Annotated in this window: 14 protein-coding genes; 3 read left to right on the top strand and 11 right to left on the bottom strand. The window is 70.3% G+C overall.

The window, feature by feature from the left end:
- Positions 1–144 precede the first annotated feature (144 nt).
- Positions 145–531 carry a CBS domain-containing protein gene (locus ACZ4FV_RS26295; RefSeq protein ID WP_465323388.1) on the bottom strand — a complete coding sequence of 129 codons (387 nt, stop codon included), beginning with the start codon at positions 529–531 and terminating at the stop codon, positions 145–147.
- Positions 532–838: 307 nt separating this feature from the next.
- Here ACZ4FV_RS26295 and ACZ4FV_RS26290 point away from each other — a divergent pair, with 307 nt between their 5' ends.
- Positions 839–1,189, top strand: a complete 351-nt coding sequence (locus ACZ4FV_RS26290) for an SHOCT domain-containing protein (RefSeq protein ID WP_465323387.1) — start codon at positions 839–841, stop codon at positions 1,187–1,189.
- Between the two features lie 17 nt (positions 1,190–1,206).
- On the opposite strand, the gene ACZ4FV_RS26285 is transcribed toward ACZ4FV_RS26290, so the two are convergent.
- From ACZ4FV_RS26285 to ACZ4FV_RS26270, 4 genes are all read right to left on the bottom strand, one after another.
- The gene (locus ACZ4FV_RS26285; protein ID WP_465323386.1) at positions 1,207–3,630 is read right to left on the bottom strand and encodes a glycoside hydrolase family 65 protein; all 2,424 of its coding nucleotides are present in this window, start codon (positions 3,628–3,630) and stop codon (positions 1,207–1,209) included.
- The gene (locus tag ACZ4FV_RS26280) at positions 3,627–5,093 is read right to left on the bottom strand and encodes an MBL fold metallo-hydrolase RNA specificity domain-containing protein (protein WP_465323385.1); all 1,467 of its coding nucleotides are present in this window, start codon (positions 5,091–5,093) and stop codon (positions 3,627–3,629) included. Before ACZ4FV_RS26280 ends, ACZ4FV_RS26285 begins: the two co-directional genes overlap by 4 nt.
- Positions 5,094–5,220: 127 nt before the next feature.
- Positions 5,221–5,835, bottom strand: coding sequence for an Rv1733c family protein (locus ACZ4FV_RS26275; RefSeq protein ID WP_465323384.1), 615 nt, complete (start codon positions 5,833–5,835; stop codon positions 5,221–5,223).
- Positions 5,832–6,716, bottom strand: coding sequence for a universal stress protein (locus tag ACZ4FV_RS26270; RefSeq protein ID WP_465323383.1), 885 nt, complete (start codon positions 6,714–6,716; stop codon positions 5,832–5,834). The genes ACZ4FV_RS26275 and ACZ4FV_RS26270 overlap by 4 nt, the downstream gene beginning before the upstream one ends.
- Before the next feature lie 248 nt (positions 6,717–6,964).
- On the opposite strand from ACZ4FV_RS26270, the gene ACZ4FV_RS26265 reads away from it, so the two are divergent.
- A complete protein-coding gene (locus tag ACZ4FV_RS26265; protein ID WP_395873596.1) occupies positions 6,965–7,492 on the top strand; it encodes an HPP family protein in 528 nt (175 codons plus the stop codon).
- 67 nt (positions 7,493–7,559) lie between these two features.
- Positions 7,560–8,072, top strand: coding sequence for a universal stress protein (locus tag ACZ4FV_RS26260; protein WP_465323382.1), 513 nt, complete (start codon positions 7,560–7,562; stop codon positions 8,070–8,072).
- A 115-nt stretch (positions 8,073–8,187) separates the two neighbouring features.
- On the opposite strand, the gene ACZ4FV_RS26255 is transcribed toward ACZ4FV_RS26260, so the two are convergent.
- From ACZ4FV_RS26255 to ACZ4FV_RS26230, 6 genes are all read right to left on the bottom strand, one after another.
- The gene (locus ACZ4FV_RS26255; RefSeq protein WP_465323381.1) at positions 8,188–8,871 is read right to left on the bottom strand and encodes a helix-turn-helix domain-containing protein; all 684 of its coding nucleotides are present in this window, start codon (positions 8,869–8,871) and stop codon (positions 8,188–8,190) included.
- A gap of 56 nt (positions 8,872–8,927) precedes the next feature.
- Positions 8,928–11,642: a pyruvate, phosphate dikinase gene (gene ppdK / locus ACZ4FV_RS26250; RefSeq protein WP_465323380.1), complete on the bottom strand. Its 2,715-nt coding sequence runs from the start codon at positions 11,640–11,642 to the stop codon at positions 8,928–8,930.
- Between the two features lie 37 nt (positions 11,643–11,679).
- On the bottom strand, positions 11,680–12,696 hold the full coding sequence (gene gap, locus ACZ4FV_RS26245) for a type I glyceraldehyde-3-phosphate dehydrogenase (protein WP_465323379.1): 1,017 nt from the start codon (positions 12,694–12,696) through the stop codon (positions 11,680–11,682).
- A gap of 49 nt (positions 12,697–12,745) precedes the next feature.
- Positions 12,746–13,789 carry a zinc-dependent alcohol dehydrogenase family protein gene (locus tag ACZ4FV_RS26240; protein ID WP_465323378.1) on the bottom strand — a complete coding sequence of 348 codons (1,044 nt, stop codon included), beginning with the start codon at positions 13,787–13,789 and terminating at the stop codon, positions 12,746–12,748.
- Positions 13,790–14,013: 224 nt separating this feature from the next.
- Positions 14,014–15,378 (bottom strand): Ni/Fe hydrogenase subunit alpha, encoded by a 1,365-nt coding sequence (locus tag ACZ4FV_RS26235; RefSeq protein ID WP_465323376.1) that lies wholly within the window; start codon positions 15,376–15,378, stop codon positions 14,014–14,016.
- The gene (locus ACZ4FV_RS26230; protein ID WP_395873603.1) at positions 15,375–16,157 is read right to left on the bottom strand and encodes an NADH-quinone oxidoreductase subunit B family protein; all 783 of its coding nucleotides are present in this window, start codon (positions 16,155–16,157) and stop codon (positions 15,375–15,377) included. Before ACZ4FV_RS26230 ends, ACZ4FV_RS26235 begins: the two co-directional genes overlap by 4 nt.

Below are 16,157 nucleotides of genomic sequence, written 5' to 3'. Positions count from 1 at the left end.
CGAGTGTCGGCATCCTGTCGATATCGTTCGTCACCTCAACCGTAGCCCCGTGGCTGTCGGGACGAAACTCCGTGGGGGGGCGCGGCGGCGACGGCCCGGATGCCCGACGCCAGCCCACGATGACGCACCGAACGTACGCGGCCGTCATCCGGCCATGGGATCGTGATGGATCCGGGCCAGAACCCGCGCCATATCGTGGCCGGTGACGATTCCGAGCGGCACTCGGCTCCGATCGGCGACGATCAGTGCGTCGGCATCGGCGTCGAGCATGCATTCGACGGCGGTGAGTGTGTCGACCTCGGGGCGGACGATCGGCGCGCAGCGCCGGACGAGTTCGGCGACCGTGCGCGGGCGGCATCCCAGGTGGCGCGGTGCCCGCGGTTCGGCGAGTTCACGATCGCTCAGCATGCCTACCACCGCTCCGGTGCCCGGATCGACGACCGCGAGGTGGCGAAGGCCCAGCGCGAGCAACAGCTCTCGTGCCGTGCGCGGCGTGTCCGTCAGAGCGACATGCACGACCGGCGCGCTCATGACGTCGCGGATCCTGGGAATCACCGCCGACGTCGGCGAGCACCGATCCCTCGCTGTCACGGGCGTCCTCGCGGAGTTCACATCACCCTCCGTCGGTCGGTCCCCCGTTGGTGTCCCCGTCCGCGGCACGCGCATCCGGCGCCGGCCTCTCCGGAGTGCGTTCACTCTCCACTGTCCGGACCGGCGACATCGGCCGGGAGGGTCGTTCGGCCCGGGTCGGTAGGCCGAAGTGCTCCGGTGCCCGTCGGGTCCCCGATGCACCATGAAAAGAGGGAACTCGGTACGACGTCCGAGGAAGGTGAGGACGATGGAATTGGTTCCGGCCCTGGCGGCGATGCCCGCGCGTTACAGCGGGCACATGGACGAGGACAACGGCTGGATGTGGGTGTGGGGGTCGGTCCTGATGCTGCTCTTGATCGCGGTGATCGTCGCTGTGGTGTGGCTGTTGGCGCGGGGATCCTCGCTCGGCCACACGGCCTCGGAGTCGCGCGGCTCGTCGGCGACCGAGGTGTTGGCTCTGCGGTATGCCCGAGGCGAGATCGACACCCAGGAGTACCGCGAGCGCCTGGCGGCCTTGACCGGGTGGCCGAGCGCAGCCCGCGAGGGCAAGGCTCGCGGTGGAAATCGGCCGGATGGGCCGGACGGGCCCAACGGCTGATCGCGGAGACTTGATTCTCAAAGAGTGAAGGTGTGACTGCCCCCGGGCGGGATCTCGACCACCGAGCCGCGGAAGCCGATCGGAATCGACCCGTGCTGCCCCGGGCGCAGGCTCACGGTGACCTCCCGTCGAGTGATGGTCACCACCACGCCCCAGTGTCTCCGGTAGCGCAACTCGACCTCCAGGCGGGCGAGTCGGGTGGGAAGGCGTGGATCGAGCCACAGCACGTCCCCGCGCGTGTCGAGTCCGGTGTAGCAGCGCTGTAGCACGTCCACCGTGCCTGCCATCGCACCGAGGTGGATGCCTTCCGCGGTGGTGCCGCCCTGCACGTCGAGAACGTCGCCGCCGAGGGCGTCGCGGAAGAAGAGCCAGGATCGCCGGCGATCCGTTCGGGCCAGCACCCACGCGTGCACCACTGAACTGAGCGTCGATCCGTGTACCGTCCGCGCTCGGTAGTAGGCAATGGAGCGCTGCGCCAACTCGTGACTGGCCGGGTAGCCGAGGCGGCGCAGCAGGTCGCGGATTTCCTGTGCCGGGAAGAGGTAGTAGAGCATCAGGACGTCGGCTTGTTTGGATGCCTTGTAGTGGTTGATGCTGTCGCCTTCGGCCTCGAGGATGCGATCGAGGCGGCGGTTGTTCGGGTATCGACGCCGGTAGTGCTCCCAGTCCAGCTCGGCGAGGCGCTCGTATCCGGCGAACTGGCTCGGCACGCCGTCGTGGAAGGGGACGTGGAGTCGACGGGCGATACTGCGCCAGCGGTCGAGTTCGAGGGAGTTCACGTCGAGTCGCTCGGTCAACTCCTCGCGCCGGTATCCGGGTAGCGCGTCGAGCGCGTCGAGCGCGCGCGCGAGCACCCAGGAGGCGAGGACGTTCGTGTAGGTGTTGTCGTCGATGCCGGGATGGTCGGCCCACGGGTACGCGTCGTGGTACTCGTCGGGGCCCATCACGCCCCGGATTCGGTATCGCTCCAAGGTGGGGTCGTAGTGCGCGATGTCGGCCCAGAAGCGGGCGATCTCCAGCATCATCTCCGCGCCGGCCGTGTTCAGGAAATCGAGGTCTCCGGTGGCCTGGTAGTACTGCCAGGTGTTGTAGGCAACGGCCAGGCCGACGTGGCGTTGCAGATGTGTGCGGTCCGGGAGCCAACGTCCGGACATCGGGTTGAGGTGGGTGCCCGGGGCTTGCTCGGTGCCGTCACAGGCGCTCTGCCAGGGATACATCGCCCCGCGCTGACCGATGTCCCGGGCGGCTTGTCTGGCCGCGTCCAGGCGCCGGTGCCGGTAGCGCAGTACGGCGCGGCTGATCTCGGGGGTGCGCAGGTTCAGCGTTCGGAGTACGAACAACTCGTCCCAGAAGATGTGGCCGCGATATCCCTCGCCGTGCCAGCCTCGGGCCGGCATTCCGGCGTCCAGGTCCACCGTGTGTTCGGAGTAGGTCTGCGCGGTGTGGAACAGGTGCAGATGGAGGGTGTTCGTCTCGCCCGCGCGGTCGGTGAATTCGGTCTCGGTGCGGAACCGGCGCCACAGTTGCGCCCAGCGCTCGGCGTGGGCGTGGAGCAGGGCGTCGAAAGGTCCCGCCGGCGCGACGCCGCGGACGGCAGCGGGCCTCGGGTCGTCGACGGCCGGGTCTCTGGAGGTGTGGAAGGCGACCGTCTTTTCGACGGTCACCGCTCGCCCCGCGACGGCGTCGACGGTGAAGACCTGCGTGGGTCGGCCCGGGTGAGTCTCGGACACGGGCTCGATCGCGGCAACCGCACCGTCCAGGAGCAGGCGGGTGCGCGATGCGACGGCGATGTGGAGCGGCGAACCGGCCGCTCGCACACTCAGCCACAGCGTTTCCCCGTCCTGTCCTTGACCCGTCGGGACCAAGTGACGGCCGACCAGACTCCGGTAGCGGGCCACTCCGGTATTGGTGACGGTGCCGTCCAGTGCCGAGAGGATGTGCAGTGGGCCGGACCAGTTCTCCGGGGTCAGCACCGTCTCCAGCGCCGCGATGTGCGGGTCGGCGAGGCTCGCGATCCGTCGTTGGAACAGGCGTGTGCGCCGGTCGGCCGCGTCGGCGATCAGGGCGTCGCGGGTGAGCACTCCCCGGCGCAGGTCGAGTTCGATCCGCTGTGACACGATCCGGGTCTCGGGATCCTCGCCGAACCACCCCGGCGCGTCGACGGCTCGGAAGGTGAGCGGCAGCCAGTTCGGGCAATTGATCAGATCCTCGTGTTCCACCCGATGGCCGTCGATCGTCGAGACGGCGCGATCGTACCGGCCTGCCAGGTAGGTGCCGGGGTAGTGGACTCCGTCTGCCCGGGACTCGGGTGCCGCGCCCCTGGTCACCAGGTAGCCGTTGCCGACCGCGCACAGGGCCTCGCGCCGGCCCTCGTCTTCGGCGTCGAAGCCCTGAAAAGCCAGGGTCCACGGGTCCTGCGGCGGCCGTGCGGGTCTATTCATCGGATCAATACCCGTTCTCCCGACCGGGGCACGACGGCGGTCCAGCCCAGTTCCGCGTCGAGACGGTCCCGCAACGCCTGCGCGCCTTCCGGTTCGCCGTGTACGAGATAGGTCGTGTTCGGGGCCGGCGCATCCCGCAGCCAGTCGAGGATCTCGTCGGCGTCGGCGTGCGCGGAGAGGCCGGGGATGTCCACCACTTCCGCGCGTACCGGCACGTAGGTGCCGAACATCTTCAGGGTACGCGCGCCTTCGACCAGATCGCGTGCCCGAGTGCCTTGGGCGGCGAACCCGACGACCATCACGGTGTTGCGGGGATCGGGCAGCAACTCGCGCAGATGGTGCACGACACGACCCCCGGTGGCCATTCCCGACGCCGAGACGATGACCGAGGGCACGCGGGAGCCCTGGATCGCGATGGACTCGGACAGCGACCGCACGAGTGTGAACGGGGTCGGGTCCCAGATCGCGGCGTTCCCGGTCAACGCGTCGGCGCGCAGTTCCGGGGCTGCTCGGGCGAAGGCGTCCTGGTAGATCCGCAACGTGGCCAGTGCCATCGGGCTGTCCACGTAGATCGGCACTCCGGCAGGCAATCGGCCCGCACTGCGCAGGTCGGCCAGTTCGCGCAGAACGACCTCCGTTCGATCCAAGGCGAACGCCGGGATGACCACCGTTCCACCGCGATGCAGCGTGCGTGTCAGGGCGGCGGCGAATCGCTTGCGGCCGACATCGTCGTGGTGCCGCCGATTACCGTATGTCGACTCCAACAGCAGCACGTCGGCTCCGGTGAACGGGTCCGGCGGGCGCAGCAGCGGGTGGACCGGCCGGCCGAGGTCACCGCTGGTGGCAACGGTGTGTCCGTCCTCCAGTGTCAGGTGGGCCCACGCCGAGCCGAGGATGTGTCCGGCGTGCTGAAGGCGCAGGACGGTGCCGGCCGCCACGGCGGTCTCGTCGCCGATGGACACCGGGGTCAGCTGAGCCAGTGCGCGGTTCACGTCCTTGTCCTCGTACAGCGGCTCTGCGGGACGGTGCCTGGACCACCCGTGGGTGTTCGCGTGGTCCGCCTGTTCCCGGAGCAGGCGCGCGCTGTCGCGTAGGACGATCTCGACGAGCCGTGCGGTGTCGGGGGTGCAGTACACCGGTCCGGTGAATCCTTCCTTGACCAGCCTGGGCAGATATCCGCAGTGGTCCAGGTGGGCGTGCGTGAGCACGACCGCGCGCACCCGGCTCGCGTCGCCCGGCAGTGGGCGCCAGTTGCGCCGCCGCAGGTCCGCGAGTCCTTGGAACAGGCCGCAGTCGAGCAGGACGCGGGTGTGGCTCTCGACCATGAACTTGCTTCCGGTCACGGTCTCCGCCCCGCCCAGAAAGGTCAGCAGGGCCGGCCGCTGCCACAGGTGGGAGTCGTGGTTCCGATCGCCCGCGTGATCCCTCGCCGCGATCGACCTGTCGTCCTGTCCGGATTGCATGGTCCCCTCCAGTCGTCGCGCCGCGCCGCCATGGATGACGGTGCGTGATGTGGCGTGGGCCCTGCTGTTCGGTTCTCTGGTTCGCGCTCCCGGTCGCCGGGGCATCGAGCACGTGGTTCGCGCGGGTTCAATGCTCGATGCGGCCGCTCCAGGTCGGCTCCACCACTGCCCACTCCCGCTCCCACGCGAGCGCACGACGGCGGGAGATCAGCAACCACTCCACGCCGAAGGCCCCCGCCATCACCATGAACGCCCCACCGAACGCCATCGTCCCCGCGACGATCTCGTCGACGACGATCGCGGTGTGGGTCAGCGGCGGGTCTGTGGGGCGACCCGCGGCGTCGAGCCAGATGTGGGTGGTGTCGCCCTCGGATGTGCCCAGGGGCACCCGCGCGGTACCGGTTTGCGGGACGCCGTCGGCCGCGACCCATCGCACATTCGCCGCCACCGTCTCGGCGCCGGGCGCGGCCACCTGGGGCGGCTTGGCGGTCAGCACGGCGGGAACCCGTCGTTCTTCGGCGAGTTGGCGATTCCGCGTCGCCTCCCCGGAGGTCGCGCTCGCGTCGACGGCCATCACGATCGCCAGCGGTACCACGAACAGCGTCAGGAGCGTCAGCAAGAGCATCGAACGCACGTGCACGACCTCACAGTGCCGGTACATCGGCTCACGCCCGACGAGTGCTCGGAACCATCGCCGTAGTCCTTGGTGCCTGCGCCGCGGTCGCGGCGCCGCGGCGTTCATGGGCCTGCGACGGGTATCGGCACGACGGCCACCGGACAGGACGCGTGGTGGAGCACCGCGTGAGTGGTGGGGCCCAGGCGCATCGGGAAGGGTCCGTGCGCCCGGTGGGCGGCGACCACCAGGAGATCCGCGTGCGCGGAGACAGCGATCAGGGCGTAGGCGGGGGCACCGGTCGTGACGATCGCCTCGATCGTGACATCCGGTGTCCGTGCCCGGATCGGGTCCAGGATTTCGGCCAGGAGGTGATCGTGGGTTGCCGCCATGTCCAGCGGGTCCCCGAGCAGCGGCGCGACCACACCGGGACAGTAGCCGGCCATCGCGAGTGTCCACACGTGAACGGGGACCACCCTGCCGCCGATGCGGCGAGCCCGCTCGACGGCGAACTCGACCGCGGGCGCGTCGCTGCGATCGGCGATGCCCACGACGACGCTCGGGGTGTCCACCTCGTCGGCCGCCTCGGGTACGACCACCACGGGGCAGGTCGTGTGCGCGCACACGCGCAGCGACACCGATCCGAGCAGCAGCCCGGCGAAGCCGCCGAGGCCTCGGCTGCCGACCACGATCAGCTCGGCCCGTCGGCTCGCCTCCAGGATCGCGTCCGCCGCCGGCCCCTCGACCAGCGATGTCTCGACCGCCAGGTGCGGGTGGGCGGCGCGGCTGCGGTCCGCCGCCCGCTCCAGCAGGGCGCGGGCGCCTTCACGAACCTCCTCCGAGTGACCGTGCCGACCGAGAGCGGCGACGGGAATGGCCATCGCCAGATACAGCGGCGTTTTCGCCTCGGCGGCGGCGTGGGCGCCCCAGGCCAGCGCGCGTTCTGCGCCGGGTGAACCGTCGTAGCCGACCAGGACCCCGAGGCCGGGAAGGTGGGTTCCGGTGCTCATGAGCTTTCCAATCGTCGCGTGCCGACGGCTCGGGCTGCGGGGCCGGTACCGCGAGATCCGATCGACCCCTCACTCTCAGCGTGCTCGCGCTCCACCGGCGGGCACAGGGCCGCCCAGACCCGGGGCCCGGGACCTTCGGCCCGGCCCACCACCCCCACCGGCCCTGTGTCCGGGGCCGGGAAGGTCCGATGGTGGAGACAGGGCGCACCGCGCGATCGCGGACCCCGGACACACAGGAGGCGAGTGCGATGAGGACGAGCAGCGAAACCGCCCCGGGTGGCAGCTCCACCACGCACGCGAACGCGTCCGTGGGTGAGCGAAGCGTGGCCGACGTGATGAGCACGGCGTTGCTCACCGTCGCGAGTGACGAATCCCTGTTGATGGCCTGGGAGCTCATCCAGCGCACCGGGTTCCACCACCTTCCCGTCGTGAACGAGGACGGGCGCTGTGTGGGGCTGCTGGAGCGGGACGAACTGGCGGTGGCATGTGCGCTCCCGGCGATCTCGCTGGCCGAGCGCTACGTGGGCGACCTCCTGCCCGGCGGTTCCCAGCCGCACGTGCCGATCACCGCTCGACTCGCCGAGGTGGCCGGCGTGATGACCGACCACGCGGTCGACGCGCTCGCGGTCACCGACGACGACACGATGGTCGGCTTGGTGACGGCTCGCGATCTGGTCTCGGCACTCGCCGGACGCAAGCCCGCGCACGGCCCCAGGGACCACGGGCCGGTGCTCTTCCGACTGGAACCGATACTCCCCCCGACACGCGACACCTGATCGGCCCTGCCGAAACCTTCGGCGTTCGGCACTCGATGGCGACCACGACCACACGAAGGAGTCAGACATGGAATCGCTCGGCACCCGCTTCGACCGGGAAACCAACGGCGTGTCCCCTCGGCAGGGCGCCGTCCCCGCCGACGAAACCACCGGGAACCGGCTGCGGGGCCGGATCGTGGTGGGCTTGGATGGCTCCTTCGGATCTGCCGTCGCCTTGCGCTGGGCCGCTCGCGAGGCCGCCGAACTCGGGGCGGTCCTGGACGTGGTCGCGGCCTGGACGGACGCCGATCCCGAGCGCCCGACCCTGGACCGGCCCGACGCCCCGCTGTCGGTGGCCCGCGAGCGGCTGGAGCACGCCCTGGCAAGCCTGGTGCGCGCCCCGATCCCGCCCGAGCGGATCGTGGCGACCCCGCTGCGCGGCACGGCCGGCGAGGTCTTGGTCGCCCACGCGCGAAGTGCCCGGCTGCTCGTGCTGGGCACCAGCGGCATCGAGTGCCCCACGATCCCGGGCCCCACCGGCGTGTACTGCCTGCGTCACAGCAACACCCCGGTGGTGTTCGTCCCCGCGCCGGACGCCTGATCTCGCGCACCGTCGAACGCCCGAACCCGGCAATCGGGTTCGGGCGTTCGGACGTTCGGCGGAAGCAGTCACCACCACGAAGCGACGACGGATTGTCACTGCGCCCTGGAGGTGGTTACCGCCGACCTGTGCGTGGGCGCAGCCGGCGGCCGGTCACCCGGCCGGGACGAATACGGAACCACAGTTCGTTGTGCCGGGTGGGCCAGGTATCGCCTCCGGCTTCGGTGAGCCTGGCGATGTCGACGGGGTCGGTGACGGGCTCGACCACACCGATCAGCAGGACGCTCCAGCCCAGTCGGGCGTACCGGTCCACGTCGTCCACTTCGAAGGCCACCGTTCCGCGAACGTGGGCGAGTGGTGAGCCGGGTCGGGTGGAGAAGACGATATCCCTGCCGTCGGGCACATAGTTGACGGGAAGTACCCACGGCGTGTGATCCACGCCGCCGGCGAGACGACCGACCTCGTGGGTCGTGATCCGGGCGTAGCACTCGTTTTCACTCATCGGGATCAGCTTGCGGGCATCCGGGCTGCTCGGTTCCTCCCGGGTGGTCGGCGGCGTACCCACGGTCCCGGACACGAGCGCGGTGACACTGGTCTCCAGCACCGCCGCCAGGCCGCCGAGGGCGGCCCGGGTCAAGGGGGCGTCTCCGGCCTCGAGTTCCACCAGCCACTTCAGGGGCAGCCCTGCCCGGGCGCAGACGTCCGCCCGGGTCAGGCCCAGTTGTTCGCGTCGGGTGCGGATGTTGCGGGGGATGTCGACCATGTCGGGAAGGCGGGTTCCGGCCGTCTCGTTGTCCATTGGATCCTCCTTCTCGACGGGGCCGTCCTACCGACGCGGACGGTCCTCGGTGCTGCTCAGTCGGGCTGGGGTTCGGTGTGTGCGGGCTCGGCCCGGTTGGGGCGGGCGGCAATCGCGGCCCGGGCGGCTTCCAGGCGGGCGCCGGGGAGGCGGTAGGGCGAGCAGGAGACGTAGTCGACGCCGCAGTCGTGGAAGAAGTGGATCGAGTCGGGGTCGCCCGCGTGTTCTCCGCACACGCCGATGCGCAGGTTCGGTGTGGTCGCACGGCCCTGGTCGACGCCGATTCGGACCAGTCGTCCGACCCCGTCGCGGTCGATGGTCTCGAACGGGGAGACGGAGAGGATGCCCTGTTCCAGGTAGGCGGCGAGGAACGACGCCTCGGCGTCGTCGCGGGACAGGCCCCACGTGGTCTGGGTCAGGTCGTTGGTGCCGAACGAGAAGAAGTCCGCCGAGCGGGCGATCTCGCCCGCGGTCAGTGCGGCTCTGGGCAGTTCGATCATGGTGCCGATCGGGCAGTTCACGTCCATGCCCGTGCGGGCGCGGACCTCGGCGAGCACGCGTTCGACCTCGGTGCGAACGATGCGCAGTTCCGCCTCGGTGGCCACGAGCGGGATCATGATCTCCGCGCGCGGGTCGCCGCCGGCGCGCACGCGGGCGACGACGGCCTCGGCGACCGCGCGGACCTGGGTGGCGATCAGGCCGGGTACCGCGAGCGCGAGGCGTACGCCGCGCAGGCCCAGCATCGGGTTCTCCTCGTGGAGCAGCTCGCCGGCTTCGTGCAGGCGCAGGTCGCGGGGATTCGGCGGCTGTCCCAGGGCCTGTGCGCGAGCGATCCGGACGGCCGATTCGGTGTGGTCGGGCAGGAATTCGTGCAGGGGTGGGTCGATCAGGCGGATGGTGACCGGCAGTCCGTCCATCGCGGCCAGGATTCGGGTGAAGTCCTCGCGTTGGAGCGGGAGCAGCGCCGCCAGGGCGGCGTCGCGTTCGGCGTCGGTGCGGGCGAGGATCATGTCCTCGACCAGCCGGCGACGGGCACCCAGAAACATGTGCTCGGTGCGGCAGAGTCCGATGCCGCGCGCTCCGTGGCGTCGGGCGCGGGCCGCGTCCTCGGGCGTGTCCGCGTTGGCCAGGACGTCCATTCGACGGATCTCGTCGGCCTGTTCCAGGCAGCGGGCGACGGCGTCGACGATGCCGGGCGTTCGGGTGCCGGTCTCGAGGTAGCGGGTGACCGGGGAGGCGACCAACGGCAGTGCGCCGAGGTGCACGGTGCCGGCGGTGCCGTCGACGGAGACCACGGTGCCCTCCTCGATCACGATGCCGTCGGCGGTGGTGAACCGGTGGTGCTCGGGGTCGATGTCGAGTTCCGCCACCCCGCACACGCACACCTTGCCCATGCCGCGGGCGACAACTGCCGCGTGGCTGGTCTTGCCGCCGCGGCCGGTGAGGACGGCCTCGGCGGCGATCATGCCGGGCAGGTCGTCGGGGCTGGTCTCGTGTCGGACCAGCACCACGTGCTCGCCGGCCTCGGCTCGGCGGACCGCCTGGGCGACGTCGAAGACGACGGCGCCGACCGCGGCTCCGGGCGAGGCCGGTACGCCGTGCGCCAGGATCGGGGTGTCGGGATCCGCGTCGAAGCGGGGGAAGGTGAGGTGGTCGAGTTGTTCGGCGTTCACCCGCGACAGGGCCTCGGGCCAGGTGATCATCCCCTCGTCCACGAGGGCGCAGGCAATCCGGAAGGCCGCCTCGGGGGTGCGCTTGCCGACCCTGGTCTGCAACACCCACAGTCGGCCGCGTTCGATGGTGAACTCGACGTCGCACAGGTCCCGGTAGTGCGCTTCCAGCAGGCGCAGGTGGGCGCGCAGTCGGGCGTGCGAGTCCGGGTCCAGGTGCTCGAGTTCGTCGAGCGCGAGGGCGTCCCGCACGCCCGAGACCACGTCCTCGCCTTGGGCGTCGGGGAGGTAGTCGCCGTAGACGCCGGGCCGACCGGTGCCCGGGTCCCGGGTGAAGGCGACGCCCGAGCCCGAGTCGGGCCCCAGGTTGCCGAAGACCATGACCTGGATGTTCACCGCGGTGCCGAGGTCGTCCGCGATGTGCTCGCGCCGGCGGTAGACCGCGGCGCGTTCGCCGTTCCACGACTCGAACACGGCCACCACCGCGCGCCGCAGTTGCTCGCGCGGGTCCTGCGGGAACTCCCGGCCCGTCGCGGTGTGGATGATCGCCTGGAACTCGCGGACCGTTTCCGCGAGTTGGCGCGCGTCCAGACCCAGGTCGTCGCCGGCCCCGACCTGTCGCCTGCGCCGGGTCAGCACGGCTTCGAAGCGGGCGGCGTCGATGCCGAGCACGGTGGCGCCGTACATCTGCACCAGGCGCCGATAGGAGTCCCAGGCGAAGCGTTCGCGGCCGGTGGTCTTGGCGAGGCCGATCACGGACGCGTCGTTGAGTCCGACGTCGAGAATCGTGTCCATCATGCCGGGCATGGAGAAGCGGGCGCCCGAGCGTACCGACACCAGCAGCGGGTCGTCGGCCTGGCCCAGGCAGCGCCCGGTGAGCTGTTCCAGGCGGTTCAGGTGGGCGGCGATCTCGCCGTCCAGTCCTTCCGGGACGTTCCCGGTGCGCAGGAAGGCGCGGCACGCGTTCGTGCCCACGGTGAAGCCGGGCGGGACCGGGAGCCCGAGGCGGGTCATCTCGGCGAGGTTGGCGCCCTTGCCGCCGAGCAACCCGGCCTGTTCGCGGGAGCCTTCGGTGAAGTCGTACACGTACGCGGTGGTCATGTCCGGCCTTCCTGCGGGGTTCGGATGATGTGACGGCTCAGAGACGGCGGGCGACGTACTCGGTCAGGTCGAGCAGGCGGTTGGTGTAGCCCCATTCGTTGTCGTACCAGCCGAAAACCTTGACCAGGTCGCCGTTGACCTGGGTGAGTTCGGCGTCGACGACGCACGAGTACGGGTCGCCGATCACGTCGCGGGAGACGATCGGCGCGTGGCTGACGCGCAGGATGCCGCGCAGCGGACCCGCGGCAGCCGCCTCGAAGGCCGCGTTGACGCCCGCGGCGTCGGTCTCCCGGCGCAGGATCAGGGTCAGGTCGGTGAGCGAGCCGTCCTCGACGGGGACGCGAACCGAGATACCGTCCAGGGCGCCGGCCAGTTCGGGCAGGACCAGACCGACCGAGCGGGCCGCGCCGGTACTGGTGGGAATCATGCTCAGCGCGGCGGAACGGGCCCGGCGCAGGTCCTTGTGGGGAGCGTCGAGCAGGGATTGGTCGTTGGTGTAGCCGTGGATGGTGGTCATCAGGCCGCGTTCGATGCCGAACGCGTCGTGCAGGACCTTGACCATCGGCACGACGCAGTTGGTGGTGCAGGAGGCGGCGGAGACGACGTGGTCGGTGCTCGGGTCGTAGTCGCCCTCGTTGACGCCCATCACGATGGTGGCGTCGACGCCGCGGCCCGGGGCGGAGAGCAGCACCTTGCCGGCGCCGGACTTCAGGTGCGCGCCGGCGTCCTCGCGGGTGCGGAAGCGGCCGGTGGCCTCGATCACGATGTCGACGCCGTACTTGTCCCACGCGAGCGCGGCGGGATCGCGGTGGGCGGTGACGGCGATGGGGACGCCGTCGACGACGATCGTGTCGCCGTCGGCCTCGACCGAGCGGGCCAGAACGCCGTAGGTGGAGTCGTACTGGAGCAGGTGGGCGAGCGTGGCGGCGGGGGCGATGTCGTTGATCGTGACCACCTCGACGGGGGTGGTGCCATCGTCGGCGCGGCCCAGGACGGCCCGCAGGTAGTTGCGGCCGATGCGGCCGAAGCCGTTGATTCCCACTCGTACGGTCATCGCGGGATCCTCCTCGGATCTCGTGGAACGCGGTTGGGGCAGGGGTGGCTCACCGGCGGAAGAGGGCGACCTTGAGCGCGCCGGTCTCCCCCGCGCGGGCGAAGGTGTCGTAGGCGGTGAGCATCTCGTCGAGGTCGAACCGGTGGGTGATCATCCCCTCCGTGCCGAGCCGGCCCTCGGCGAGCAGGTCCAGGAGCAGCGGTGTGCTGATGGTGTCGACCAGGCCGGTGGTGATGGTGAGGTTGCGGATCCACAGGTCCTCGAGGTGCAGGGTGGCCGGTTTCCCGTGCACGCCTACGTTGGCGACGTGTCCGCCGGCGCGGACCAGGCGGGTGCACAGTTCGAAGGACTCGGGCACGCCGACGGCCTCGATGGCCACGTGCGCCGCCTGTCCGTCCCTGGTGAGCGAGGCGAGCACGTCGGGGTCGGCCTCGGGGAGGTCCAGGACGACGTCGGCACCGAACCGCTTCGCGGCGTCACGGCGTGCGGGCGAGGGGTCGACGGCGACGACGCGTGAGGGGGAGAAGAGGCGCGCGGTGGTGATGGCGGCGAGGCCGATGGGCCCGGCTCCCACGACGACAACGGTGTCACCGGGGCAAACGTGTCCGTTGCGGACGCCCACCTCGTAGGACGTGGGCAGGATGTCGGCGAGCATCAGGGCCTCCTCGTCGCCGACGACCTCCGGGAGCTTGTGCAGGGAGGTGTCCGCGAAGGGCACCCGGACGTATTCGGCCTGGGTGCCGTCGATGAGGTGGCCCAGCACCCAGCCCCCGCCGCCGGCGCACTGTCCGTAGGCGCCGGCGCGGCAGTTGCGGCAGCGCCCGCACGAGGAGATACACGAGATCAGCACACGGTCGCCGCGGACGAAGCCTCTTACACCGGGGCCGATTTCGGTGATGGTGCCGATTGCCTCGTGGCCAAGGACGCGGCCCGGTTCGACCTCGGGCACGTCACCTTTGAGGATGTGCAGGTCGGTGCCGCAGATGGTAACGGCGTCCACGCGGATCACCGCGTCCTGGGGGTCGCGGACGGTGGGGGTGGGCACGTCCTCCCACCGGTGGGTTCCGGCGCCGTGGTAGGTCAGGGCCTTCATGAGGGCGTCCGCCTTTCCAAACGTGAGCGGTAACGCTTGCGCCCCCAGCCTCACGCCGCGCGGGTGGCTGCCGTAGGGCCGAGTGGCCCGGGCGAGCAGGCCGAGTGACACACCTCGTGGGCCGCCGCGATTCCCTCATCGCAAAATCGTCCGCGTCGCGGGGTCGTCTACACCTCGACCTCCGGCCACCCGTCTGTGCTGTCCCGGTCGACGCAGCCGATCGATCAGTGCTCGACGGTGAGATCGAGGAAATGGGCCGAGCATGAAATACAGGGGTCGTGATTGCGGATCGCCCGTTCGCACAGGGCGGTCAGCTCGGCGTCCGTGACCTCGCCGTCTCCCAGACGCCGCTGCACGAGGCGGCGCAGGTCCTCCTCGATCGCGCCCTGGTTCTGTGCGGTCGGCGGAATGAGGACGGCGTCGGTGACGGTCCCCTCGCCGTCGAGGGTGTAGCGGTGGTACAGCAGGCCGCGTGGAGCCTCGGTCGCCCCATGCCCGGTGCCGGCTCGTGAGGGCACGTCGACCCAGGGGCGTCGCGGGGGTTCGTAGCCGTCGATGATGCGCAGCGCCTCGTCGATCGCGTACAGCACCTCGACCGCTCGGACGATGATGCTGCGGAAGGGATTTCGGCACACGGTTCCCTGCCGGGGGTCGCCGAGTCCGGCGTCGTGAGCGGCCTGGAGGGCGATCGGGGAGAGCCAGCGTCCGCTGATGGCATAACGGGCGAGTGTGCCGGTGAGATGGCGTCGGCCGTCCAGCAGGGAATGGAGGGCTGTGGAGTGGGGCACCTGGCTCTCGACGACGTGATCGCCGAACTCGTGAATTGCGAAGGTGCGGGTGGGCAGCGCCCGGTCGGATTCGGAGGGAAGGCCGGCGGTGGACGGCGCGGCCATAACGGTGGGGGTGCCGGACTCGATGGCGTAGGTGCCGGGTTCGGCCAATGCGAGCAGGTCGTTGTCGCACCCGGAGTCGGGGAAATCGAAGCCTGCCACCCAGCGCACCGTCTCCTGCGCGTCGTCGCGGGCTCGGCGCAACTGCTCGGCGAGTGGCCGCAGTTCGATCGCGGTTGGGGTGCGATGGAAGCCACCGAGACGGACGTTGATCGGATGGATCGCTCGCCCCCCCAGCAGTTCCAGAATGGCGTTGCCGGCCTGCTTGAGCCGAAGGCCACGTTCCACGTCGGCGCGGTGGGTACGGGCCAGGTCGATGGCGCTGTCGCAGCCGAAGAAGTCGGGCGCGTGGAGGAGGTGGATGTGCAGGGTCTGGCTCTCGATCCACTCGCCGCAATAGAGCAGTCGCCGCAGTGCGGCCAACTGTCCGTCCGGCACGACGCCGCACGCGTCTTCGACCGCGCGGCAGGCGCTGATCTGGTAGGCGACCGGGCAGATCCCGCACACCCGGGAGGTGATGTCCGGGGGTTCGGTATACGAGCGTCCGCGCAGAAACGCCTCGAAGAAGCGCGGCGGTTCGTAAATCGCCAGCCGGGCCTCGGCCACCTCGCCGCCGTCCATCCGCAGGTACAGGGCGCCTTCGCCCTCGACCCGGGCGAGCGATCCGACGTGCAGCACCCTGGAACCGCGGTGGGTCACGATTCCAGTTCCTTCCGGGAGGCCGCGTCGAACTCCTCGGCAGCGGTGTTGAAGGTGCGCAGCACCCGCACCACGTCGAGGGTGTCCATGCCGTCGCGGCGCAGCAGTGGGATGAACGCGGGGAAGTTGGTCGAGTCGGAGGGACCGAAGCAGCCGTAGCAGCCTCGTCCGTACGCGGGGCAGAGAGCACCGCAGCCGGCGTGGGTCACCGGGCCGAGACAGGGCGTGCCGTGGGCCACCGTCACGCAGACCGTGCCTCGTTGCTTGCACTCGAAGCAGACGCTGTGCGCGGGCACGTTCGGCTTGCGCCCGGCCAGATAGGCCGTGATGACCTCCACGAGTTGGCCCCGGTCGATGGGACAGCCGCGCAGTTCGAAGTCGACGGGGACATGGGCGCTGATCGGCGTGGACGAGGCGAGTGTCTCGATGTAGTCCGGTCGGGCGTAGACGACGGCTTGGAACTCGGCGACATCGGCGTAGTTGCGCAACGCCTGGACTCCGCCGGCGGTAGCGCAGGCACCGATGGTCACCAGGCGTCGGGAAACGGTCCGAATGTGCAGGATTCGATCGATGTCCTGCCGAGTGGTCACCGAACCCTCGACCAACGACAGGTCGTACGGGCCCGGCGCGGTCGCGCTGGACGCTTCCAGGAAGTGGACGATCTCCAACTTCTGCGCGATACCGAGGAGTTCGTCCTCGCAGTCCAGCAGGGTGAGTTGGCAGCCGTCACAGGAGGCGAACTTCCAGACGGCAAGTTTCGGACGGTTGCTCCCCTTCAT

It is taken from the genome of Embleya sp. NPDC025285 (assembly GCF_055558835.1).
Note: the sequence above shows the minus strand (reverse complement) of the source record. Positions and strands in the feature narration are given on the sequence as shown.

Coding starts and splice junctions, on each gene's coding strand:
- ACZ4FV_RS26230 (WP_395873603.1), bottom strand. CDS start 16,157: ATGAAGGGGAGCAACCGTCCGAAACTTGCCGTCTGGAAGTTCGCCTCC.
- ACZ4FV_RS26265 (WP_395873596.1), top strand. CDS start 6,965: ATGAGGACGAGCAGCGAAACCGCCCCGGGTGGCAGCTCCACCACGCAC.
- ACZ4FV_RS26255 (WP_465323381.1), bottom strand. CDS start 8,871: ATGGACAACGAGACGGCCGGAACCCGCCTTCCCGACATGGTCGACATC.
- ACZ4FV_RS26270 (WP_465323383.1), bottom strand. CDS start 6,716: ATGAGCACCGGAACCCACCTTCCCGGCCTCGGGGTCCTGGTCGGCTAC.
- ACZ4FV_RS26275 (WP_465323384.1), bottom strand. CDS start 5,835: ATGAACGCCGCGGCGCCGCGACCGCGGCGCAGGCACCAAGGACTACGG.
- ACZ4FV_RS26240 (WP_465323378.1), bottom strand. CDS start 13,789: ATGAAGGCCCTGACCTACCACGGCGCCGGAACCCACCGGTGGGAGGAC.
- ACZ4FV_RS26295 (WP_465323388.1), bottom strand. CDS start 531: ATGAGCGCGCCGGTCGTGCATGTCGCTCTGACGGACACGCCGCGCACG.
- ACZ4FV_RS26290 (WP_465323387.1), top strand. CDS start 839: ATGGAATTGGTTCCGGCCCTGGCGGCGATGCCCGCGCGTTACAGCGGG.
- ACZ4FV_RS26280 (WP_465323385.1), bottom strand. CDS start 5,093: ATGCAATCCGGACAGGACGACAGGTCGATCGCGGCGAGGGATCACGCG.
- ppdK (WP_465323380.1), bottom strand. CDS start 11,642: ATGACCACCGCGTACGTGTACGACTTCACCGAAGGCTCCCGCGAACAG.
- ACZ4FV_RS26260 (WP_465323382.1), top strand. CDS start 7,560: ATGGAATCGCTCGGCACCCGCTTCGACCGGGAAACCAACGGCGTGTCC.
- gap (WP_465323379.1), bottom strand. CDS start 12,696: ATGACCGTACGAGTGGGAATCAACGGCTTCGGCCGCATCGGCCGCAAC.
- ACZ4FV_RS26285 (WP_465323386.1), bottom strand. CDS start 3,630: ATGAATAGACCCGCACGGCCGCCGCAGGACCCGTGGACCCTGGCTTTT.